A 22,172-nucleotide genomic window follows, 5' to 3' on the forward strand; every position below is an offset into this window, starting at 1 on the left:
CGCCTCAAGCCGCGAAGCGTTGGCGCGAGTGACAGACCGGAAAATGTTGGCGATGGTGGGGCGAAGCGGCGTTTTTGCGGCGCGAAGCGACATTCGCGCGCTTGTGCGCGACAAGCGCGGCGACGGTCCGCGTTTCCGGCTAGCGCTGCGCCGACGACTTCAGGCGGCCTTGCCGGCGAAGGACTTGGCGATCGTCCAGGCGATCGGGATTGCGACAACGAGGCCGATGATCGCCGCCATCGGGATCCGCTTGCCGAGTTCGGCCTGCAGCGCCGGAGTCAGGAGCGTCGGCAAGACGAGAACGCCGGCCGCGACTGGCGCGATGAAGACCGAGACCAGCGCAGCGCCCCCCACCTGGCCAAGCCCTCCCTTGCATTGCCTCAGCGCAAGATTGGGGCTGAGGCGAAGGGCGCCTTTCCGATGCGGGTCAAAACGTCACGAGGCGGAGGCGGCGCGCGACCAACGGTCGCGACGGGACGGCGGCGACCGGGAGCCCCCAACCCCAACGCAGCGCCGCGGCTTCCCCCGCCGCGGGGGCCTCGAGGAAGCGGGCGATCCCGCGCGCGGCCGGCACGCCATAAACGGCGCCGAGCAGCGCAGCGATCGGAATCCACAGCCCGGCCTCGGCGGCGAGTTGCGGCGTCGCGAGCACGGCGATGATCAACGCCCCGGCCAACGCCGGCGCGGTGAAGACCCAGCAAAGTGCGACGATTCGCCACATGACGTTTCCTCCGAGGCGCGATAAGGGTTTAGTGGGGTTTTTTGCCCTCAATTACCCCTTTTGGCGAAAGCGTAACTTGGATTCGACCGCGGGTCAAAGGACCCCGGCGTGTCTTTGCGCGCCCGGCGCTTGATCGCCGCCGCCGCATTCACTAGAAAGCCGCCACCGGCCCGGCGGTCGGCTCCCCCGCCCGCTCCCCATGCGAAGCCGCGGAAACGCCAGCGAAGGACATTCCATGCGCGTGTATTACGATCGCGACGCCGATCTCAACCTGATCAAGGGCAAGAAGGTCGCGGTGATCGGCTATGGCAGCCAAGGCCACGCCCATCTGCTCAACATGCGCGACAGCGGCGTGAAGGAGATCGCGGTCGCGCTGCGCGCCGGCTCCGCCAGCGCCAAGAAGGCCGAAGCGGAGGCGATCAAGGTCCTCAGCGTGCCGGATGCGGCCAAATGGGCCGACGTGGTGATGATGCTGACGCCCGACGAATTGCAGGCCGACATCTACCGCGATCAGCTCGCGCCCGCCATGAAGCAGGGCGCGGCGCTGATGTTCGCCCACGGCCTCAACGTTCATTTCAACCTGATCGAGCCGCGCCCCGATCTCGACGTGCTGATGGTCGCGCCGAAAGGGCCCGGCCATACCGTGCGTTCCGAGTACAAGCGCGGCGGCGGCGTGCCGTGTCTGATCGCCATCCATCAGGACGCGAGCGGCAACGCCCATGACCTCGGCCTCTCCTACGCCAGCGCGATCGGCGGCGGGCGCGCCGGCATCATCGAGACGACGTTCCGCGAGGAATGCGAGACCGACCTGTTCGGCGAGCAGGTCGTGCTATGCGGCGGCCTGGTCGAACTGATCCGCAACGGCTTCGAGACGCTGGTCGAGGCCGGCTACGCGCCGGAAATGGCCTATTTCGAATGCCTGCACGAGGTGAAGCTGATCGTCGACCTCATCTACGAGGGCGGCATCGCCAACATGAACTACTCGATCTCCAACACCGCCGAATACGGCGAATACGTCTCCGGTCCGCGCATCATCACCGCCGAGACCAAGGCGGAAATGAAGCGCGTGCTCGCCGACATCCAATCGGGCAAGTTCACCCGCGACTGGATGCTCGAGAACAAGGTCAACCAGACCTCGTTCAAGGCGACGCGCGCGCGCAACAACGCCCATCAGATCGAGGCGGTCGGCGAGAAGCTGCGCGCGATGATGCCGTGGATCGGCAAGAACAAGCTGGTCGACAAGTCGAGGAACTGACGGCGCTCCGCGGCGATTTCGGCGCTGGACAGGCCGGCGCGCCTTTGCTAAATGCCGGGCCGCGCACGGGGCCCGGCTCCGGCGATTTCGATGGGCGCATAGCTCAGTTGGTAGAGCAGCTGACTCTTAATCAGCGGGTCCAAGGTTCGAGCCCTTGTGCGCCCACCATCGAAAGCCTTCGCGCCGCCTTCGACTGACGGCGCCGCTACGCTCGCTCGCCGCTTCGATTCGACGTGCTCTCGTTGCGCGCGACGGCGCAAAAAGAAACGCGCCGGCGGGAGGTCGTCGCCGGCGCGTTCATGAGGACGGGCAAGGCTCAGTAGCAGACGTTGACCGGGCGATTGCCGATGTAGTTGCCCCAGCGGTCGTAGACCGGCTGATAGCGGGTGCAGTCGTAATTGTTCGCGGCGATCGCGGCGCCGGCGGCAAGGCCGATGACGCCGACGGCGGCGTAGGGGCCCCAGCCGTAGTGGTTGTGGTAGCCCCACCAGCCCGGGCCGGCGGAGGCCGGCGCGGCGGCGAAAACGGCGAAAGCAAGGGTCAGGGCCGCCACCGTTCCGGCGACCGTCTTCTTCAGCGAAGCGTTCATTGTCTTGGCTCCAAGGTTCGGCGCCGTCCGCCGCGAGCGGCGGTGGTCGCGTTGCGCTTGGAGCTTACGGGATGACCGCGCGCGGCCTTGGTCGCGCGCCGCCGGGATCGAGCGTTGGAAACGAAAACGTGATCGGCGGGGCGAGGCCCCTCTTTCTCACCAGTAACGGCAGACCGTATGGCCGGCGCTGCGGCTCCACCAGCAGTGCCGATGGGCGTAGCGGGGCCGGGTCAAGTCGGCGATCGCCACGCCGGCCACGGCGCCGAGCGCGCCGCCGACCACCGCCCCGCCGACCGAATGGGAGGCGACGCCGCCAACCACCGCGCCGGCGCCGCCGCCGAGCAGGGCGCCGTTGGTTTCACGGTCGGACAGGCCACAACCGGCGACCGACAGGGCGACAACGCTCGCGAGTAGCAGCTTATTCATCGGATCCTCGCCAGTCTGGAGGGTCTCATCGCGGCGAACGATAGCCGGACTGCGGCCGCCGGTACAGCGGCCGCACAGACAGAAACGCCGGGCGCGTCACTTGCGACACGCCCGGCGTTCAAACGCGAATTTCAGCCGCCTCAGGCCGCCTCTTCGACCGCCGCCTCTTCGCCGTCCGCCGCATCCGCCTTGGCGGCGCGACGCTGCGACTTCTTGAGGTGGCTCTCGATCAGCTTCAGCGCGTCGATCTCGGACAGCTTCTGCACCGCCGCGATCTCGCGCATGATCCGGTCGAGCGCCGCTTCGTAAAGCTGGCGCTCGGAATAGGACTGCTCGGGCTGCGCCTCGGAGCGGTAGAGGTCGCGCACCACTTCGGCGATGGCGTTGATATCGCCGGAATTGATCTTCGCCTCGTATTCCTGGGCGCGGCGCGACCACATCGTGCGCTTGACGCGCGCGCGGCCGGTCAGGATCTCGAGCGACCGCTTGGCGGCGTCGGGATCGGACAGCTTGCGCATGCCGACGCCCACGACCTTCGACGTCGGGACCCGCAACGTCATCTTGTCCTTGGCGAAATTGATCACGAACAGCTCGAGGCGGAACCCGGCCACCTCCTGATCCTCGACAGCGACGATCTGCCCGACGCCGTGGGCCGGATAGACGACGAATTCACTGACCTTGAACCCCTGACGCGGACCGGAGGCCGGCCTGGCCGACCTGACGGCGGCGGACTCCGTCTCGATTGCCGCGGCGACGTCGACCGGGCGTCCCTTGACCGGAAACGGCGCCCGCTTGCCGAGCGGCGCGGCGGGTTTGGCCGGCGCGGCGGCGGCCGGACGCGGCGCCTGAACCGCGGCGCGCGCCACCTTGCCGTCGACCGCGGGCTTGGCGGCGGCGGCCTTGGCGGCTTCGTTGACGACGGGCTTGGCCGCAGCGGCCTTGCCGGCCTTAGCGGCGACAGGCTTCGCGGCCGGAACCGCCGAAGCCGAACGTGCGCGACGCTTGGCGGCGGCGCTGGCCGCGGCGCGCGCCGCGCGGCGCTTGGCCTCGACCTTGTCCGTCTTGGCTTTGGCGTTGCGAGCGGTTTTGGCCTTGGCCGTCCGGCGCGGGGCCGATGCGGCGGCGGAAGGCTTGCGCTTGCGCGAGGCCGTCGATCTGACCGGCGCTTTCGTCTTCTTGGTAATCGTGCCGGACCCCTTCTTGCTCGCCTTCTTGCGCGCCGCCATGACGGAAAAACTCCAAACGCGATGACCGACCGGCCAGACGGATTTCCGAATTGCCGGTGCAGACAATCAAGAGATTAACGCTGTGTGCCCCAACTCTGAGGATATGGGGCGAGAATCGCGCCTTGCTAGGCCGCAGGGGGCCTTACAATGTTTTCTTTAGCACAATTTCGGCGAAGAATCAAAAATGACCGCGATCAGCGTTAAGCGGCGACGCGGCTCAATCCCCCTGGCCGGGTTTGGGCGAGAAGAACGCTGCGAATTTTGCCTCGATGCCGTCGTAGTCCTTCGCATCCGGCGCCGGCTCGCGTTTGGCCGTAATATTCGGCCAAGTCTTTGAATAGTCAGCGTTAAGGCGCAGCCAAGCGTCGAGATTGGGCTCGGTGTCGGGCTTGATCGCCTCAGCCGGGCACTCGGGCTCGCAGACGCCGCAGTCGATGCACTCGTCAGGGTGGATGACGAGCATGTTCTCGCCTTCGTAGAAGCAATCGACCGGACAGACCTCGACGCAGTCCATGTACTTGCACTTGATGCAGTTTTCGACCACCACGTAGGTCATTTCGCCGATCCTCGCCCTTTCCGTCGACGCCGCGCGTCGCAGGACGCCGTCCCCAAGTCGCAGCCCAGCGCTCTATACAGCAATTTCATCATAAGACTAGCCGCCGCGAAGCGAGGCGATCAAACGCCGCGCCCGCCGAGGACCGTCTCACTGGTTTTTGTCGCGCCCTTGCAGCAGCGGCTTGAGGGCGAGCAACTTGGCGAACGGCGAGTCGAGGTTGACGCGCGGCTCGGCCGGCGGCGGCCGCGGTCTGTCCTTGTCCGGCCGCTTCGCCTCCTCGTCGCGCGGGCGCCGATCGTCGCGGCGATCGCCCTTTGCGCCGGCGTCGCGCCGCCATTGCGGCGGAACGCGCCGGCCTTCGCCAGGCCGGGCGTCGCCACGCGCCTCGCCGGCGGCGGCCACGGGACGAGCGTCCTCCCCCGACGCGTTCCCCGACGCTTGGCGCTCGCGCCATGGCTTGCGCCCGCGCCCGTCCTGGAGGCGCGGACCTTCCTGGAGGCGCGGACCTTCCTGGGGGCGCGCGCCGTCCTGGGCGCTGACGCCGCCCTCGACCGTCGCCGCTATGCGTTGCGGGCGAAGGTCGCGATGGCGATGATGATGGGGGGCGTGGCGCGGGCGGCGCGGCGCCGGCCGCCAGACTTCGATCATCTCTTCTTCCGCCGGCGCGGCTTCGGCCGGCGCGGCTTCCGTCGGAGCGGATTCGCTCGGGCCGGCCTCAGCCAGCGACGCTTCGGGCGCGGGCGCGACCGCTTCGGACGACGACGAAAGCGCACTTTCGGCCGCATCCGCGACCGGCGCGGGCGCAGGTTCGATGGCGTCAGGCGCCGCGGCGAGTTCGCTGACGGCCACGACGGCAACCGGCGGCGCGGCCTCAACCGCGACAGGCTCGGCAGCGGCCTCCGCTTCCTTTGGCGCCTCCACGGACGCGGCGGCGTCGACGACCGCCGCTTCTTCGACCGGGGCCGCGCCTTCGGTCGCGATCGGCTCGGCCGCAGCTGGCGCCGTTTCGCCTTCCGCCGCGGGCGGAACCGCGACTTCGGCGACGGGCGCGGCGGCGGCGGCGGCGGCGCGGCGCGCGATCGCCGCCAGATAGGCCGATTTCTTGACTTGGTGGGCGACGAAGCCGAGCGAACGCAGGATCGACGCGAACGGCTCGCCCGAGCAGCCCGTCAGCGAAGTCATCTGCCCGGTGACGACGAAGCCGTCGGCCTCGTCGGCCGGTCCCGGCGTCGGCGAGCGCGGCAGCGCGGCGCGGATCAGGTCGGATAGCCGCTCGACGATGTCGACCCGCACCGCCCGATCGCCGCACAGGCGGAAGCCGGCGATGCGACAGAGTTCGGCCGAGGCCGGCGGCTCGGCGGCGAAGGACGTTCGTCCCGAAGCGGCGAAGTGCAGCAGCCGCTCGGCCCCGTCCTGATCGACGCCGGGCTGGGCCAACGCCCACAATTGCGCGCACAGCGTCCGCGCCGCCGGCTTCAGCAGCGCCGGGACATAGATGTAATGGGCGCCGAAGCGGACGCCGAGCTTGCGCAGGGCGCCGCGCGCTTCCTGGTCGAGCGCCTTGACCTCGGCCTTGACGCGCTCACGCTCCAGCACGCCGAGCGCCTGCGAGACCTTGAGGGCGATCGAGCGCGCCGCTTCGGGCGCGCCTTGCGCGTCGGCGAGCGCGATCAGGGGCCCGAGGACCCTATGCAGATAAGCGGCGAGCCATAGCGACAGACGGCGTTGGGCCGCCTCGCGGCCTTCCGACGGCAGCGCCTCGTCGGCGAGCAGCGTCGCGCCCGGCTCGAGCGACCCTACGCCCACGATGAGCTTGCCGATCGGATCGCCGAGCCAGCGGATCGCCCCGTCGCTGGCGAGCGTCAGCGCGTCATCGACCGCTTCGGCGAGCCGCGAGGCGCGCGCGGCGAGCGCCTGAACGATCGCCTCCTTGCGCGCGGCCTCGTCGAGACCGTCGGCGGCCGCCTCCCCCGCGGGGGCGAACAGCTGCAGGCCGCGGATGACGCCCGGGTCGAAGGCCGGCGCGGCCGGCGCATCTGGCGGCGCACCGTCAGCCGGCGTCGCTTCTGGCTCTGACATCGCGATACTCTGCAACCTCGATACGACGGATCGACGCCCGGCTTGTCGCCGCCGCAGCCGAGCGGCGACGTTCTTTACCTGAGGCTGGCCGCGGCGCCAATGGCGGGCGGCCGAGGCGGAGGGCCGCAGGCGCCGCGAGAAACCCATTATTTGCCCTCATGGCCTCAGGGTGCGATGCGGGCCCTTCGGCCCACTCGGGTGATTCGCGGCCAGGCATGTACCGCAACTTCCTCTCGGTCGGCGGGTTCACCGCCCTGTCGCGGCTGACCGGCTTCGCCCGCGATCTGATGATCGGCGCGGTGATGGGCGTCGGCCCGCTCGCCGACGCCTTCGTCGTCGCGTTGCGGCTGCCCAATCAATTTCGCGCGATCTTCGGCGAGGGCGCGTTCAACTCGGCCTATGTGCCGACCTATTCGCGCGTGCTGGTCGCCCAAGGGCGCGAGGCCGCCAATCGTCTCGCCAGCCGCGTCTTCACCCTGCTGCTCGTCTCGCAGGTCGTGCTGCTCGTCGCCGCGCTGGTCTACACCAACGCGCTCGTCGCGCTGATCGCGCCCGGCTTCTCCGAGCACCCGGATAAGTTCGCGCTCGCCGTCGGCATGACGCGCATCACCTTCCCTTATCTCGCCTTCATCACGCTGGCGACGCTGCACAGCGGCACGCTCAACGCGAACGGCTATTTCAGCGCCGCCGCTTTCGCGCCGGTGCTGCTCAACCTGTTCGTGGTGGGGTTCCTCGCGCTCGCCTTCCTCTTTCCCAACGCCGGCGTGGCGGCGTGCTGGGGCGTGTTCGTTTCCGGAATCGCGCAGCTCGCGCTGCTGATGGCGGAAGCGCGCCGGCGCGGCGTGCTCGAACGGCTCGCCGTTCCGCGCCTCGACCCCGACGTCAAGCAGTTCTTCGCCGCGCTCGGGCCGGCGGTGATCGGCTCGGCCGGCCAGCAGATCGCCATCCTCGCCGACACGATCCTCGCCTCGCTGCTGCCCAACAGCGCGAACTCGTCGATGTATTACGCCGAGCGGCTCTACCAACTGCCGCTCGGCGTGATCGGCGTCGCGGCCGGCACGGTGCTGCTGCCGGAAATGAGCCGGCGCCTCGCAGTCGGCGACGTGGGCGGCGCGGCGGCGGCGCAGAACCGTTCGATCGCGCTCACCTTCGCCCTCGCCGCGCCGTTCTTTGTCGCCTTTCTCGTGCTGCCCGAGGAGACGATGCGCGGCGCGTTCCTGCGCGGCGCCTTCACCGCCCAGGCGGCGCACGGCTCGGCGGCGGTGCTGGCCGCCTACGGGCTCGGGCTCGCGCCGATGGTGCTCATTCGCTCGGCGGTGGCGAGCTTCCAGTCGCGCGGCGACACGACGACGCCGATGCTGTGCTTCTTCGCCGGGCTGGCGGTCAATCTCGCGCTCAAGCTCGCTCTCTACCAGCCGATGGGGCCCGCCGGCCTCGCCCTGGCGACGGCGGCCGGCGCCTGGATCAATTTTGCCCTGTTGATCGCGCTCGGGATGCGGCGGCGATGGTTCGCCCCCGACAAGCGGCTGATCGAGAACATCGCCATCGCCGCCTTCGCCGCCGGCGCCGCGTCTTTCGCCGCGCCGTTCTGCTTCCTCGCCGCCGACCATTATCTCGGCCGCCTGCCGCTGCTGCGCAACGAACTCGACATCGTCGTCGTCGGGCTGCTCGCGTTCGTCGTCTATGCGATCGTCTACGTCCTGGGCGCGCTCGCCTTTGGCCGCTCTGCGCGAAAGCAATTGCTGTAACGAAAAACTTGGCTTGCCCGCCGGTCCGATTGTGCTAGGTGGGCGGCTGTTTTTCCGATTGCGTCAGGGATGTTCATGTCGCGCCGCTCGATCGTCATCATCGGCGCCGGTCACGCCGGCGTCCAGGCCGCGGCCAGTCTGCGCGAAGAAGGGTCGGACGATTCGATCGTCCTCATCTCGGGCGAGCCCGACCTGCCCTATCAGCGCCCGCCGCTGTCGAAGGCGTTTCTCAAGGGCGCGATGGACCTCGCCGGCCTGCCGCTGCGCGCCGAGCAGTTCTATCGCGAGAAACGGATCGACCTCAGGCGCGGCGTCCAGGCGACGCGCATCGACCTTGCCGCGCGGCGGGTCGAACTCGGCAAAGACGGCGCCGAATCGTTCGACCATCTCATCCTCGCCGCCGGCGCGCGGCCGCGGCCCTTCGCCATTCCCGGCGCCGATCTCGACGGCGTGCTGACTTTGCGCAACATCGCCGACGCGGCGGCGATCCGCGAGCGGCTTGGTCCCGGCCGGCGCGTCGTCGTCATCGGCGCCGGCTTCATCGGGCTCGAGATCGCCGCCACCGCGCTCGCGGTCGGCGGCGAGGTGACGGTGGTCGAGATCGCCCGCCCGCTCGGCCGCGCCGTGTCGCCGCCAACCTCGGACTTCTTTCTCGACGCGCACCGGGTCTTCGGCGCGCGCTTCCGTCTCGGCGTCGGCGTCAACGCGATCGAGGGCGCAAAGGGCGCCGCCGCCGCAGTCATCCTTTCTGACGGCGAACGCGCGCCCGCCGACCTGGTCATCGTCGGCGTCGGCGTGCTTGCCGAGGACTCGCTCGCGCGCGCGGCGGGGCTCGTCTGCGACAACGGCGTCGTCGTCGACGCCCATTTGGTCGCGTCAGACCCGGCGGTGTCGGCGATCGGCGACTGCGCGCTGTTCCCGCAGCATTCGGTCGGCCAGATGCTGCGCCTCGAATCGGTGCAGAACGCGACCGACCAAGCCAAAAGCGTCGCGCGGCGGCTGACCGGCAAGCCGGCGCCCTATGCGGCGCTGCCGTGGTTCTGGAGCGACCAGGGCGACCTCAAGCTGCAGATCGCCGGCCTGTCGCACGGCGTCGATCGCTGGGTCTTGCGCGGCAATCCGACCGATCGCGCCTTCGCCGCGTTCGGCTTCCGCGCCGGCGCGCTGGCGGCGGTGGAGACGGTCAATCGCGGCGCCGAGCACATGGCGGCGCGCCGCATCATCGGCGGCGGCCTGCCGATCAGCGCCGAGGAGGCCGCCGATCCCGCCTTCGACCTGCGCAAGCTCGCGCTTTCGGCCAAGGCTTGAAGCGTCACAGCGACGTCCACTTCAGCGCGTTGGCGATTTCGCCGACGATTCCGCGGCGGAACATCAACACGCAGGCGACGAAGACGCCGCCCTGAATGACCGTCACCCATTGCCCGTACTGGGCGAGATAGTTCTGCATCGACACGACGACGATTGCGCCGACGACCGGGCCGTAGAGCGTCCCCATGCCGCCGAGCAGGGTCATCAGCACGACTTCGCCCGACATGGCGAAGGCGACGTCGGTCAGCGAAGCGTTCTGGCCGACGATCGCCTTGGTCGCGCCGGCGAGGCCGGCGAGCGCCGCCGACAGGACGAAGGCGGCGAGCTTGTAGCGCTGGACGCGATAGCCGAGCGAGATCGCGCGCGGCTCGTTCTCGCGGATTGCCTTGAGGATCTCGCCGAACGGCGAATTGACCGCGCGATAGACGGTCAGAAAACCGAACAGGAACACGACCGCGACGAAGACATAGAGCAATGCCGGTTGGCTGAGATCGATCAACCCCAATGCGCGGCCCTGCGGTACGCCTTGGATGCCGTCCTCGCCGTGGGTGAACGGCGCCTCGACGCAGAAGAAGAAGATCATCTGCGACAGCGCCACCGTGATCATGGCGAAATAGATGCCCTGGCTGCGGATCGACAGCGCGCCGGCGACGAAGCCGAGGATTGCCGAACAGGCGACGCCGGCGAAGATCGCCAGAACCGGATCGAGCCCCCACACCTTGGCGGCGTGGGCGCAGACGTAACTCGCCGCGCCGAGGAACATCGCGTGGCCGAGCGACAGCAGGCCGACGTAGCCGATCAGCAGGTTGAAGGCGCAGGCGAAGAGGGCGAAGCACAACGCCTGCATGACGAAGAACGGATAGGCGACGAAGGGCGCGACGGCGATCAGCGCCAACATGACGACAAAGGCGACGGCGAACTGCCGCGTTTCGCGCGGGAGAGCGCCGGCGGGGGTGACGATCGGGTTCGCGCTCATCTCAGGCGACCTTGCCGAACAGGCCGGCCGGCTTGATCAGCAGCACGACGGCCATGATGACGAAGACGACGGTGTTGGAGGCTTCCGGATAGAAGACTTTGGTCAGGCCTTCGACGACGCCGAGGGTGAAGCCGGTGATGATCGCGCCGAGGATCGAGCCCATGCCGCCGATCACCACCACGGCGAAGACGACGGCGATGATGTCGGCGCCCATGCCCGGCCGCACCTGGTTGATCGGCGCGGCGAGCACGCCGGCGAGCGCGGCGAGGCCGACGCCGAAGCCGTAGGTGAGCGTGATCATGCGCGGCACGTTGAGGCCGAAGGCGCGGGTCATCGTCGGGTTCTCGGTCGCCGCGCGCAGATAGGCGCCGACGCGCGTCTTTTCGATCAGGAACCAGGTCGCGAAACAGACGAAGCCGGAGAAGCCGATCACCCAGGCGCGATAATTGGGCAGGAACATGAAGCCGAGGTTGTGCGCGCCGGCCAGTTGCGGCGGGATCGCGTAAGGCTTGCCCGAAGCGCCGAAATAGTTCTGGAACAACCCCTCGATCACCAGCGCCAGGCCGAAGGTCAGCAGCAGGCTGTAGAGCGGGTCGAGCCCGCGCAGGCGGACGAGCAATGTGCGCTCGACCAGCGCGCCGAAGGCGCCGACGATCAGCGGCGAGCCGATCAGCGCCCACCAGTAGTTGAGGCCGAGTTCGTGCAGCAGGAAATAGGCGACGAACGCGCCCATCATGTAGAGCGCGCCGTGGGCGAAATTGACGATGTTGAGCATGCCGAAGATGACGGCGAGGCCGAGGCTCAGCAGCGCGTAGAATGAGCCGTTGATCAGCCCGATCAGCAATTGCCCAAAGAGCTGCTGGGCGGTGATGGCGTGGCCGAAAATCATCGCCTCACGCCCCCTTGGCCGCCGGCCGGCGCTCGTCAGACGCCGAGACGCACATGCAGCTTCTCCATGTTGTTGGCGTCGAGGTCGGAATTGCCGAAGCCGATGCCGATGCGGCCGTGCTCCATTACGTAATAGCGGTCCGACACCGTCGCGGCGAAGCGGAAGTTCTGCTCGACCAGCAGAATGGTGAAGCCGTCGCGCTTCAGCTCGGCGATGGTCTGGCCGATCTGACGGATGATGACCGGCGCCAGGCCTTCGGTCGGCTCGTCGAGCATCAGGAAACGCGCGCCGGTGCGCAGGATGCGGGCGATCGCCAGCATCTGCTGCTCGCCGCCCGACAGCTTGCCGCCGCCGCTGGCGAGGCGCTCGGCGAGATTGGGGAAGAGCGCGAAGATGCGTTCGAGCGTCAGCCCGCCGGGCGCGACGCGCGGCGGCAGCAGCAGGTTCTCGCGCACGCTGAGGCTGGCGAAAATCGCACGCTCCTCGGGGCAGATCGCCATGCCGAGACGCGCGATGCGGTCGGAAGAGAGGCCGACCGTCTCGCGGCCGGCGAAGACGACCGAGCCGCTGCGCTTGCCGACGATGCCCATGATCGCTTTCAGCGTCGTCGTCTTGCCGGCGCCGTTGCGGCCGAGCAGCGTGACGACTTCGCCCGGACGCACCTCGAAGTCGACGCCATGGAGAACATGCGACTCGCCGTACCAGGCCTGCAACCCGGAGACGACGAGCGTCGGCGCGGCGGCCTCAGCCGTAGCCATGTCCGTCTCCCATATAGGCCTGCCTGACTTGCTGGTTGGCGGAGATGGCTCTGTAGTCGCCCTCGGCGAGCACCCGGCCGCGCGTCAACACGGTGATGCGGTCGGAGAGGTCGGCGACGACTTGCAGATTGTGCTCGACCATCAGGATGGTGCGATGGGCCGAGACGCGCCGGATCAGCGCGGCGATGCGCTCGATGTCCTCGAGGCCGAGGCCCGCCATCGGTTCGTCGAGCAGCAGCATCTCAGGGTCGAGCGCCAGCGTCGTGGCGATCTCCAGCGCGCGCTTGCGGCCATAGGGGAACTCGACCGCGACCGAATGAGCCCAGTCGCCCAGGCCGACCTGATCGAGCAGTTCCAGCGCGCGCGCGTTGAGCGGCGTCAGCGCCTTCTTGGAGCGCCAGAAGTCGAAGCTGTCGCCGCGATGGCGCTGCAGCGCGACGCGCACGTTCTCGAGCGCGGTCAGATGGGGAAAGATCGCCGAGATCTGGAACGAGCGGGCCAAGCCGAGGCGGGCGACGTCGGCCGGGCGCGTACGGGTGATGTCGCGGCCGTTGAACAGGATGCGGCCGAAGCTCGGCGCGACGAACTTGGTCAGCATGTTGAAGCAGGTCGTCTTGCCGGCGCCGTTGGGGCCGATCAACGCGTGAATCGAGCCGCGCCTGACCTTGAGATTGACGTCGCTGACCGCCGCGAAGCCGCCGAAGGACTTGCCAAGGCCTTCGGTGACAAGGATGTCGTCCTCGCTCATCGCCGCCGACCGTCCGCCCGCATGCGTTCCCCCGAATTCCGCTTTGCCTAGTCAAGGCACGGCGAGGCGGGGCTTGTAAAGCCCGACCATCGGCAGATTGCGAGGGAATTGCGGGCGGCGGCGGTTCAGGCCGGATCGGGCGGGCCGAGGCGATTGTGCAGGCGCCGCTCCCAGTCGAGCGCTTGGCGGACGATCGCGTCGAGATCGTCGCGCTTCGGCCGCCAGCCCAGCGTGCTGCGGACGCGCTCGGCCTTGGCGACGATCGCCGCCGGGTCGCCCGGCCGCCGCGGCGCGTGGTTGACCTTGAAATCGACGCCGGAGACGCGCTTGACGACCTCGATCACCTCCTTGACCGTCGCGCCGTGGCCGTAGCCGCAATTGCAGGTCAGGCTGTCGCCGCCCGCTCGCAAATAGGCGAGCGCGGCGAGATGGGCGTCGATCAGGTCGGTGACCTGGATGTAGTCGCGCACGCAAGTGCCGTCGCGGGTCGGGTAGTCCTCGCCGAAGACGTCCATGCTGGCAAAACGGCCGAGCGCCGTCTGCACGCCGCGCTTGATCAGATGGGTGGCGTTGGGGGTCGACTGGCCGAGCCGCCCCTGGGGGTCGGCGCCGGCGACGTTGAAGTAGCGCAACGCGACGTAACGCAGGCCGTAGGCGCGGCTCGAGTCCTGCAGCATCCACTCGACCATCAGCTTCGACCGGCCGTAGGGAGAGATCGGATTGAGCGTCGCGTCCTCGGCGACGGGCTCGGCCGAAGTCTCGCCATAGACCGCCGCGGTGGATGAGAAGATGAAATGCTTGACGCCGCCCTCGACGGCGCACCGGATCAGGCTTAACGCCTTGGCGGTATTGTTGTCGTAGTAGCCGAGCGGGTCGCCGATCGATTCGGGGACGACGATCTTGGCGGCGAAATGGGCGATCGCGTCGATTCCATGTTCGCGGATCAATCGGGCGACCAGCGCCGAATCGCCGAAATCGCCGACCACCAGCTTGGCCGGCGGCTGGACCGCCCAGGCGAAGCCGGTCGACAGATTGTCGAGCACGACCACGTTTTCGCCGGCGTCGCCGAGGCCGAGCGTCATATGGCCGCCGATGTAACCCGCCCCGCCGGTCACCAAAACCGCCATCGCGTCACCGCGGCCCTTGCGGGCCCGCGTCCCCTTTTGACAAATGGAGGCCAATCGGCGAGCCATGGCCGCCGTCCCGTCGCCGGAAGCGCAATACACTCCGCGCGGCGGATTGACCACAGCTTCGCACGCGACTTCCGTTGTGAACCGCCGCGTCAAAGAGGAAACGAAAGGCATTTTCCCGATGCGTAAACCCATCCGCAAGGCTGTGTTGCCGGTGGCCGGTCTCGGCACGCGATTTCTGCCGGCGACCAAGGCGGTGCCTAAGGAAATGCTGACGGTGGTCGACCGGCCGATCCTTCAGCACGTCGTCGACGAGGCGCGCGCGGCGGGGATCGAGAAATTCATCTTCGTCACCGGCCGCAACAAGGGCGTCATCGAGGACCATTTCGACATCGCCTACGAGCTCGACGACACGCTGCGCCGGCGCGGCAAGCTGCAGCAGATCGAGGCGTTGAAGGCGGACATGCTGCCCGAGGGCGCGGCGATGTTCACCCGCCAGCAGGCGCCGCTCGGGCTTGGCCACGCGGTGTGGTGCGCGCGCGACCTCGTCGGCCGCGAGCCGTTCGCGCTGCTGCTGCCCGACATGGTCACGTCGGCGGGGCCGCGCGGCGACCAATGCCTCGCCCAATGCGTCGAAGTCTACGAGCGCTTCGGCGGCAACGTCGTCGCGGTCGAGGAAGTTTCTCCAGAGGAGACCCAGTATTACGGCATCGTCGGCATCGGCGAGGACGAAGGCCACGCCTTCGAGATCAATGGCATGGTCGAAAAGCCGCCGAAGGGCACGGCGCCGTCGAACCTGATCATTTCCGGCCGCTACATCCTGCAGCCGGAAATTTTCGACTTCCTCGAAAACGTCGAGAAGGGGTTCGGCGGCGAGATCCAGCTCACCGACGGCATGATCGAGCTCGCCAAGCGCCAGTTCTTCCATGGCGTGCGCTTCGACGGGCGCAGCTACGACTGCGGCTCCAAGCTCGGCTTCCTCAACGCCAACATCGCTTTCGCGCTGATGCGCGAGGACCTCGGCCCGCAACTGCGCGCGGAACTGAAGAAGCTCGATCTGTAGGCGAGGCGGCTCAGCGCTGCAGCTTGAGGCCGAGCATGAAGACATCGGCGACGTAATTGGAATTGGCCGCGTTCGATTCATAGATCTGGCGGCTGGCGCTCGCTTTCAGCACCAGCTCGCGCGACACGTGATATTCGGCGCGCAGTCCGTAGGTCGCGGTCGAATCGCGCTGCGTCACGCCGACGTAGGTCTCGCCCGACCAGCTCGCCGTGGCCCCGAGCGTGAAGGCGCGCGTCAGCTCGTGGGCGACGTCGAGCGAATAGGCGCGGGTCAAGACGCCCGAGGCGCCGGCGACGACGGAGTCGCCAAGCGTCGTCTGCGCTTTCGCCGTCACCGTGGTCAGCGGCGTCGCCGACCAGATCAGCGACGCGTCGATCACCGGGCCGCCGAAATTCTCCAGGCGCGGATCGACATAGGCGCGCGCGCCATAGCCGAAGCTCGCTTCGCCGGTAAGCTGGCGGGTGAAGGCGAGCGTCGCGCCGGCAACCGCCTGCCAGCCATCCGAATTGCGATCGTAACCGTTGTAATCGATCGAAGAATCGTAGCGGCGCGCGTCGGCGCCGAGCTCGACGAAGGGCGAGATCGCCTCGCTCAGCCGGTAGGAGACGCGGCCGCGCAGGCCCCAATCGTCGAAATCGTCGCTGGCGAGATCGTCGGTCCCGGCGCTCGCATAGGTGGTGCGGTCGAGAGTCGCATGCAGCGCCAGCGTCAGGTCGCCAAACTTCTGCGCGCCGCCGAGGGTCGCGCCGTAGGTCGAGACCAACGGATGCGCGGTCGTCCCCGTTCCCGAGCCGAGGCCGAGCGAGGTCAGCGTCTGCTCGCTGACGTTGAAACGGCCTTCGGCGTCGAACGACAGGTCGCGGCTCGCGTCGTAACGCCCGTCGAGCGTGCCGCTCGCGGTCGGCGAATTGGCGCTGGGGTCGTCGAAATAGTCGGTGTAGGCGCCCTTCAACTGGCCGTGCAGATCGCTGCGCGACCAGTCGGATTGCAGCGCGACGCCCGCTTCGGTCGTCTCGAAGGCGCTGCCGCGTTGCGGCCCGGGGCTCAGGCCGGGATTGGAGGCCCAGCCGCCATCCTCTTCGACATAGGGCGTCAGCTTGAGATCGCCGACGCGAAAGCCGACGGGATCGAACGGCTTGTCGTCGGGGGCGGGCTTTCGCCGTTGCGGGGTCGGCTGGGCCGCGACGGTCGGCGCCGGAACCTTGGCTTGCGGGTCGGCCGGGCCGCCGCGCAAGCCCAGCCGTTGCGCGCCGGGATAGGGCTTGAGCGGCGGCAGCTTCGTCGCATCGGCCTTGGCCGGCTTGGTCTTCGTGTTCGCGTCGTTTGCCCCGTCGACCGGCGGCGCGATCGTCGGCGCGGCGGTTGCGGCGTCGGGCGTCTGGATCGGCGCGGCTTGCGTGAGCGGCGAGGCGGCGTCGGCGAGCCTTTCCGTCGCGCCGCGCAGACCGAGGTCGGCGTCCTGGGCGAAAGCGGGCGCAAACGCCCCGCCGAGCCCCGCGGCCAGCGCGCCGAGGGCGACCCAGCGAGCGCGGCGAAGCTCGACCAGACGCGACCGCACGAAGGCTCCTTTCGCCCGCGCGTCAGCCGCTTTACGGGCGCTTCGAGGGTTAGGCCGGTATGGTTAATGGCGGCTTAAACGGCCGGGCGGCGGGACCCATTGGCGCACGGGGATGATTGGCGGCGGCGGTCGTGCTAAGAGCGCGCATGACAACCAGCTCCGTCGAAGCCGTGGCCACTGGGCTGCGCACGATTTTCATTGAACAACAAGGTCTTACGGCGATGGCCGAGGCGCTCAGGGCGCCCGGCGGCGATGGCCTCGGGGCCGCCTTCCGCCGCGCCGTCGAGACGATCGCCGCCGCGCCCGGGCGGGTGATCGTCACCGGCTTGGGCAAATCCGGCCATGTCGGGCGCAAGATCGCCGCGACCTTCGCCTCGACCGGCCAGCCGGCGTTCTTCGTCCACGCCACCGAGGCGAGCCACGGCGACCTCGGCATGCTGCAGAACGGCGACGTCGTCATCGCCGTCTCGTGGTCGGGCGAGACGCCCGAGCTGGCGGCGGTCGTCACCTACGCCAAGCGCTTCGCCATCCCGCTGATCGCCATCACGTCCAACGGCGACAGCGCGCTCGGCCGCGAGGCCGACGTTCGCCTCTGCCTGCCCAACACCCAGGAGGCATGCCCCAACGGCCTTGCGCCCACCACTTCGACGACGATGCAACTCGTGCTCGGCGACGCGCTGGCGATGGCCCTGCTCGAAGGCAAGGGCTTCACCGCGCGCGACTTCCGCGTCTTCCACCCCGGCGGCAAGCTCGGCGCCAAGCTCGCGTTCGTGCGCGATGTCATGCATCGCGGCGACCGCATCCCGCGCATTCGCCTCGGCGCCAAGATGGCCGACGCGATCCTCGAAATGAGCGCCAAAGGGTTCGGCTGCGTCGGCGTGTTCGACGATTCCGACAAGCTGGTCGGCATCATCACCGACGGCGACTTGCGCCGCCATCTGAAATCGCACCGTATCGTCGATACGCCGGTCGAGGAGGTGATGACCCGTTCGCCGCGCACCGTCGCCCCCGACGCGCTGGTCGCCGAGGCGCTGGAGCTGATCAGCCGCAAGATCTCGGCGCTGCTGGTGGTCGAAGCCGGCGAGGTCGTCGGCATCATCCACTTCCACGACCTGCTCAGCGTCGGCGCGGCCTGATCCGCTAGCGCGACAAACCGGCTGGCGGCCGGCGCGACCGTCCAGGGAGCGCTTGGCGGCGATTGCGCGCGCGGCGCTTCCGCTCCGCCGAGCAAACAATGAACACGCTCGCCCAGGAGTCCCAATGAGTGGCCTGCGACGGCGCACATCCTTGCCTTGGCGGCCCCGCTATGGCAAAAGCCCGCCGTCCGCCGCGGCAGGAATCCGCGCGCGAAGGCTGCAGTAGCTCAGTGGTAGAGCACTCCCTTGGTAAGGGAGAGGTCGAGAGTTCAATCCTCTCTTGCAGCACCAGCAAATTCCATCAATACAATCAATGAACTATAAGCGGGTCGGCGGCTTCGTGGCGCCTGCGCCGGCCGACATGGGCGAATCGCGACGCCTGCCGGCGTGGCGCGACCGAAGCGGGTCGACGGCGTCTCTTGCTTCCGACAAAGCGCCGCCGGCAGGCTCATGCTTCGGCGCGGGAACGACAGCCGATCGGCGCCGATCAGCAGGCGAGATCCAGACCGACATCCAGAATTGGCGCGCTATGCGTGAGCCAGCCGACGGAAATGAGATCGACGCCCGTCGCGGCGATCGCCGGCGCCGACTGAGGCGTCACCCGACCTGAGGCTTCCGAAATCGCGCGGCCGGCGATGCGATCGACGGCGCGGCGAAGGTCGTCGAGGTCCATATTGTCGAGCAGCACCGCGTCGACGCCTTCCGCCAGCGCTTCATCGAGCTGGGCGAGCGTATCGACTTCGACCTCGATCTTGACCAGATGGCCGACGTGGGCCTTCGCGCGCCGGATCGCGGGGACGATTCCACCCGCGACCGCCACGTGGTTGTCCTTGATCAGAACCGCGTCGTCGAGACCGAAGCGATGGTTGGCGCCGCCTCCGGCTCTCACCGCGTACTTTTCGATCGCGCGAAACGTCGGCGTCGTCTTGCGCGTGCAAACGATTCGCGCCTTCGTCCCGGCGACGCTTGCGACAAGCGCGGCGGTCGCCGAGGCGACGCCGCTCAGCCGGCTGAGAAAATTGAGCGCGACCCGTTCGGCGCCGAGGATTCCCTGCGCCGATCCCGAGACGCGCGCCACCGTCTCGCCCGCGCCGACCGCCGCGCCGTCCGGTCTTTCAATCTCGAACGCGATCTTGGGGTCCATCAGCGTGAAGGCGAGCCTGGCGAGATCGAGACCGGCGATCACGCCGGCCTGACGGGAGACGAAAGCGCCCGCGATCGCCAGATCGGCGGGCGCGATCGCGTCGGTCGTGATGTCGCCGGCGCGGCCGAGGTCCTCGATCAGGGCGGCGCGAACCAGCGGTTCGACGATGATCGGCGGCAGGAGAGCGAGCGGCATCGTTCAGGCCTTGCGAAAGTTGGCGGTGAAGGCGAGTTCGCGCGCCGAGCAAAGCGCTTCGGCGAGCGTCACGGTTTGCCTGGCGGGCGCTTGCGCCTTGCCGGGAAAGTCGACGCGCGCGTGCGCGCCGCGCGATTCTTCCCGCCGCAACGCGGCGACGCAGATCATCATCGCCACCGCTGCAGGGTCCGCGCCGGATTCGTCGCCATCGGCGAGCGGCAGAAGCGCCCTGATACCGGCGCGTAGGCCCTCCGCGTCGCGTTCGACCCCGGCGGCGGCGGACAACGCGCGGCGAGCGCCGGCCGGATCGGGCGCAGCGTCGCTGAAACGGCGGCGAACCGGCGCCGCGCGGGTCGCGGTCGCGCTGGCGACGTCGTCGGCGACCCAGCCGGCGAAGACGACCGCTTCCGTGAGGGAATTGCTGGCGAGGCGATTGGCGCCGTGCAGCCCGGTGCAGGCGACCTCGCCGCAGGCCCAAAGCCCATCGATCGAACTGCGCCCCGTTTGGTCCACGACGATCCCGCCCATGTGATAATGCTCGGCGGGCCGAACCGGTATGAGATCGCGCGTCGGGTCGACGCCATGCCGCGCGCAGATCGCCGACACCGAGGGGAACCGCGACCCGAACCGGGCGCCGATCGCGCGCGCATCGAGAAACACGCGGCGCCCGGCGCGTCTTCGTCGCCAGATCGCGCGCGCGACCACGTCGCGCGCCGCCATCTCGCGGCCCGGAATGTCGGCCATGAAACGCTCGCCGGCGTCATCGACGAGGATGGCGCCTTCGCCGCGCACCGCTTCGGTGATCAGCGGGGCCGGCCGCGTCGCCGCCTGCAGCGCGGTCGGATGGAACTGCACGAATTCGAGGTCGGCGAGCGCGGCGCCCGCGCGCGCGGCGAGCGCCAAGCCTTGCCCGAAGCTTCCCAGAGGGTTGGTGCTGACGTCATAGAGCCCGCCGACGCCGCCGGTCGCCAGCACGACCGCGTCCGTCGCAATCGCCGCGCTCTCGTTCGCGCCCGTTACGACGACGCCGCGAATTTTGCCGTCCTCGACCAGAAGACGCCGCGCCGCCGCGCCTTCCAGCGCCGTGATCGACAGCGTTCGTCGGACGGCTGCGGTCAGGGCCCGCATGACCTCGCGCCCCGACCCGTCGCCCTCGGCGTGAACGACGCGGCGACGGCGATGCGCCGCCTCCTGGCCGAGTTCGAGGCGTCCTTCTGCGTCGCGATCGAATCGGGCGCCCCAAGCCGCCAGCTGCTCGATCGCCGCCGGCGCGGCGCGGGCGAAGCGGCGCACGACTTCCTCGTCGCAAAGGCCGTCGCCGGCCGCGAGCGTGTCGATTGCGTGTTGCTCGGCGTCGTCGCCGTCGCCGACGGCGGCGGCGAGTCCGCCCTGCGCCCAGTTGGTCGAACCCTCGGCGCCGAGCGGTCCCTTCGAGACGACCACGACCGGACGCGGGGCGAGGCGCAACGCCGTCGCCAGCCCAGCGATCCCGCCGCCGACGACGACCACCCGCCCGTCGAGCGCTGAGACGTCGCCGGTCATAGCGCCGTCATCCGTTCGACCGCGCGGCGCGCCCGCGTCGCAACGGCAGGATCGATCTCGATCGCCGTCGTCATCGTCTCCAGGGCGCGCCGAATGGCGGGCAGCGTGATCCGCTTCATGTGAGGGCAGAGACCGCATGGCCGCAGGAACTCGACCTCCGGATGTTCACCGGCGATGTTGTCGCCCATCGAGCACTCCGTCAGCAGCAGGGCCCGACGCGGGCGGCGCTCGGCGACGAACGCCGACATCTGGGCGGTCGAGCCGGAAAAGTCGGCGGCGGCGACGACCTCCGGCGGGCACTCGGGGTGCGCGAGCACGACGGCGTCCGGGTAGACGGAGCGCAGTTCGCGGACATCCCCGGCGCGAAAACCTTCGTGGACCTCGCACGCGCCGTCCCAGGAGATGATCTCGACCGCCGTCGTCTTGGCGACGTTGGCGGCGAGAAACCTGTCGGGCAGCATGATGACGCGCGGCGCGCCCAGCGACTCGACGACGTCGCGCGCATTGGCCGACGTGCAGCAGATGTCGACCTCCGCTTTCACCGCCGCCGTCGTATTGACGTAGGCGACGATGGGAACGCCGGGGTGGCGGCGGCGAAGCGAACGCACGTCCTCGGCGACGATCGAGGTCGCCAACGAACACCCCGCGCGCGTATCCGGAATCAGCACGACCTTGTCCGGGTTCATCAGCTTGGCGGTCTCGGCCATGAAATGAACGCCGGCCATTACGACGACGCGCGCTTCGATCTTCGCCGCCGCCTTGGCGAGCGCCAGGCTGTCGCCGACGACGTCGGCGACGCAGTGGTAGATTTCGGGCGTCATGTAATTATGGGCGAGGACGACCGCGTCGCGTTCGCGTTTGAGGCGCAAGATCGCCTCGATGTCGGGCATGTAGGTCAACCATTCGATCGGCGGAATGACGCGACTGACCCGCGGATAAAGCGCCTCGAGGTCGAAATCCTGCGCGCGAGCGTTCATGTTATTCTCATAGTGAGCATATCACGACGCTTATTCTTAGTTTGATAATAAGTGCGCGTCAAGAGGGGGGATGTCGGTCAGCGGCTCTCGTCGATAGCGGACCCGCAGCGGACGACATGAAAGAACGAAGACCGTTTGCGACAGGTCC

21 protein-coding genes and 2 tRNA genes are annotated in these 22,172 nt (G+C 68.8%); 7 read left to right on the forward strand and 16 right to left on the reverse strand.

Features of this window, described 5'->3' with window-relative positions; translation table 11 throughout:
* Positions 1-159 precede the first annotated feature (159 nt).
* Both ABSF49_RS01650 and ABSF49_RS01655 read right to left on the reverse strand, forming a co-directional pair.
* Positions 160-354, reverse strand: a complete 195-nt coding sequence (locus ABSF49_RS01650) for a hypothetical protein (protein ID WP_424110888.1) — start codon at positions 352-354, stop codon at positions 160-162.
* A 73-nt stretch (positions 355-427) separates the two neighbouring features.
* The gene (locus ABSF49_RS01655; RefSeq protein WP_424110889.1) at positions 428-721 is read right to left on the reverse strand and encodes a hypothetical protein; all 294 of its coding nucleotides are present in this window, start codon (positions 719-721) and stop codon (positions 428-430) included.
* 235 nt (positions 722-956) lie between these two features.
* Between ABSF49_RS01655 and ilvC the strand changes: the two genes are divergently transcribed.
* Both ilvC and ABSF49_RS01665 read left to right on the forward strand, forming a co-directional pair.
* The gene (gene ilvC / locus ABSF49_RS01660) at positions 957-1,976 is read left to right on the forward strand and encodes a ketol-acid reductoisomerase (protein WP_424110890.1); all 1,020 of its coding nucleotides are present in this window, start codon (positions 957-959) and stop codon (positions 1,974-1,976) included.
* Between the two features lie 92 nt (positions 1,977-2,068).
* A tRNA-Lys gene (locus tag ABSF49_RS01665) sits at positions 2,069-2,144 on the forward strand.
* A gap of 148 nt (positions 2,145-2,292) precedes the next feature.
* Here ABSF49_RS01665 and ABSF49_RS01670 read toward each other — a convergent pair.
* The 5 genes from ABSF49_RS01670 to ABSF49_RS01690 all read right to left on the reverse strand — a co-directional run bounded on the left by ABSF49_RS01670 (position 2,293) and on the right by ABSF49_RS01690 (position 6,852).
* Complete coding sequence (locus ABSF49_RS01670) at positions 2,293-2,565, reverse strand: hypothetical protein (protein ID WP_424110891.1); 273 nt, start codon at positions 2,563-2,565, stop codon at positions 2,293-2,295.
* Between the two features lie 156 nt (positions 2,566-2,721).
* Positions 2,722-2,991 (reverse strand): YMGG-like glycine zipper-containing protein, encoded by a 270-nt coding sequence (locus tag ABSF49_RS01675; protein ID WP_424110892.1) that lies wholly within the window; start codon positions 2,989-2,991, stop codon positions 2,722-2,724.
* A 140-nt stretch (positions 2,992-3,131) separates the two neighbouring features.
* Entirely contained in the window at positions 3,132-4,217 is a 1,086-nt protein-coding gene (locus tag ABSF49_RS01680; protein ID WP_424110893.1) for a CarD family transcriptional regulator, read from the reverse strand.
* A 217-nt stretch (positions 4,218-4,434) separates the two neighbouring features.
* Positions 4,435-4,773, reverse strand: coding sequence for a ferredoxin FdxA (gene fdxA / locus ABSF49_RS01685; protein ID WP_424110894.1), 339 nt, complete (start codon positions 4,771-4,773; stop codon positions 4,435-4,437).
* Between the two features lie 147 nt (positions 4,774-4,920).
* A complete protein-coding gene (locus tag ABSF49_RS01690; protein WP_424110895.1) occupies positions 4,921-6,852 on the reverse strand; it encodes a hypothetical protein in 1,932 nt (643 codons plus the stop codon).
* A 215-nt stretch (positions 6,853-7,067) separates the two neighbouring features.
* On the opposite strand from ABSF49_RS01690, the gene murJ reads away from it, so the two are divergent.
* Together murJ and ABSF49_RS01700 are read left to right on the forward strand one after the other, a co-directional pair.
* Complete coding sequence (murJ, locus tag ABSF49_RS01695; protein ID WP_424110896.1) at positions 7,068-8,600, forward strand: murein biosynthesis integral membrane protein MurJ; 1,533 nt, start codon at positions 7,068-7,070, stop codon at positions 8,598-8,600.
* A 69-nt stretch (positions 8,601-8,669) separates the two neighbouring features.
* Positions 8,670-9,908 carry an NAD(P)/FAD-dependent oxidoreductase gene (locus tag ABSF49_RS01700; RefSeq protein WP_424110897.1) on the forward strand — a complete coding sequence of 413 codons (1,239 nt, stop codon included), beginning with the start codon at positions 8,670-8,672 and terminating at the stop codon, positions 9,906-9,908.
* Positions 9,909-9,912: 4 nt separating this feature from the next.
* On the opposite strand, the gene ABSF49_RS01705 is transcribed toward ABSF49_RS01700, so the two are convergent.
* The 5 genes from ABSF49_RS01705 to galE form a co-directional block, all read right to left on the reverse strand.
* Entirely contained in the window at positions 9,913-10,884 is a 972-nt protein-coding gene (locus ABSF49_RS01705; protein WP_424110898.1) for a branched-chain amino acid ABC transporter permease, read from the reverse strand.
* 1 nt (position 10,885) lies between these two features.
* The gene (locus tag ABSF49_RS01710; RefSeq protein WP_424110899.1) at positions 10,886-11,773 is read right to left on the reverse strand and encodes a branched-chain amino acid ABC transporter permease; all 888 of its coding nucleotides are present in this window, start codon (positions 11,771-11,773) and stop codon (positions 10,886-10,888) included.
* Positions 11,774-11,808: 35 nt separating this feature from the next.
* The gene (locus ABSF49_RS01715) at positions 11,809-12,531 is read right to left on the reverse strand and encodes an ABC transporter ATP-binding protein (RefSeq protein ID WP_424110900.1); all 723 of its coding nucleotides are present in this window, start codon (positions 12,529-12,531) and stop codon (positions 11,809-11,811) included.
* Positions 12,518-13,279 carry an ABC transporter ATP-binding protein gene (locus ABSF49_RS01720; RefSeq protein ID WP_424110901.1) on the reverse strand — a complete coding sequence of 254 codons (762 nt, stop codon included), beginning with the start codon at positions 13,277-13,279 and terminating at the stop codon, positions 12,518-12,520. Before ABSF49_RS01720 ends, ABSF49_RS01715 begins: the two co-directional genes overlap by 14 nt.
* Before the next feature lie 125 nt (positions 13,280-13,404).
* The gene (galE, locus tag ABSF49_RS01725; protein WP_424110902.1) at positions 13,405-14,406 is read right to left on the reverse strand and encodes a UDP-glucose 4-epimerase GalE; all 1,002 of its coding nucleotides are present in this window, start codon (positions 14,404-14,406) and stop codon (positions 13,405-13,407) included.
* A 184-nt stretch (positions 14,407-14,590) separates the two neighbouring features.
* Between galE and galU the strand changes: the two genes are divergently transcribed.
* Positions 14,591-15,472, forward strand: a complete 882-nt coding sequence (gene galU, locus ABSF49_RS01730; RefSeq protein ID WP_424110903.1) for a UTP--glucose-1-phosphate uridylyltransferase GalU — start codon at positions 14,591-14,593, stop codon at positions 15,470-15,472.
* Positions 15,473-15,482: 10 nt separating this feature from the next.
* Here galU and ABSF49_RS01735 read toward each other — a convergent pair whose 3' ends face one another.
* A complete protein-coding gene (locus ABSF49_RS01735; RefSeq protein WP_424110904.1) occupies positions 15,483-17,030 on the reverse strand; it encodes an outer membrane beta-barrel protein in 1,548 nt (515 codons plus the stop codon).
* Positions 17,031-17,176: 146 nt separating this feature from the next.
* On the opposite strand from ABSF49_RS01735, the gene ABSF49_RS01740 reads away from it, so the two are divergent.
* Positions 17,177-18,166, forward strand: a complete 990-nt coding sequence (locus ABSF49_RS01740; RefSeq protein ID WP_424110905.1) for a KpsF/GutQ family sugar-phosphate isomerase — start codon at positions 17,177-17,179, stop codon at positions 18,164-18,166.
* A 216-nt stretch (positions 18,167-18,382) separates the two neighbouring features.
* A tRNA-Thr gene (locus ABSF49_RS01745) sits at positions 18,383-18,457 on the forward strand.
* A 196-nt stretch (positions 18,458-18,653) separates the two neighbouring features.
* Here ABSF49_RS01745 and nadC read toward each other — a convergent pair.
* From nadC to nadA, 3 genes are read right to left on the reverse strand one after another with little or no spacing between them, the layout of a single operon-like run.
* Positions 18,654-19,505 carry a carboxylating nicotinate-nucleotide diphosphorylase gene (gene nadC, locus ABSF49_RS01750; protein WP_424110906.1) on the reverse strand — a complete coding sequence of 284 codons (852 nt, stop codon included), beginning with the start codon at positions 19,503-19,505 and terminating at the stop codon, positions 18,654-18,656.
* A gap of 3 nt (positions 19,506-19,508) precedes the next feature.
* Entirely contained in the window at positions 19,509-21,047 is a 1,539-nt protein-coding gene (locus ABSF49_RS01755) for an L-aspartate oxidase (protein WP_424110907.1), read from the reverse strand.
* Positions 21,044-22,024, reverse strand: a complete 981-nt coding sequence (gene nadA / locus ABSF49_RS01760) for a quinolinate synthase NadA (RefSeq protein WP_424110908.1) — start codon at positions 22,022-22,024, stop codon at positions 21,044-21,046. Before nadA ends, ABSF49_RS01755 begins: the two co-directional genes overlap by 4 nt.
* Between the last annotated feature and the right edge of the window lie 148 nt (positions 22,025-22,172).

Source organism: Roseiarcus sp., assembly GCF_049514155.1.
Classification (GTDB): Bacteria; Pseudomonadota; Alphaproteobacteria; order Rhizobiales; family Beijerinckiaceae; genus Roseiarcus.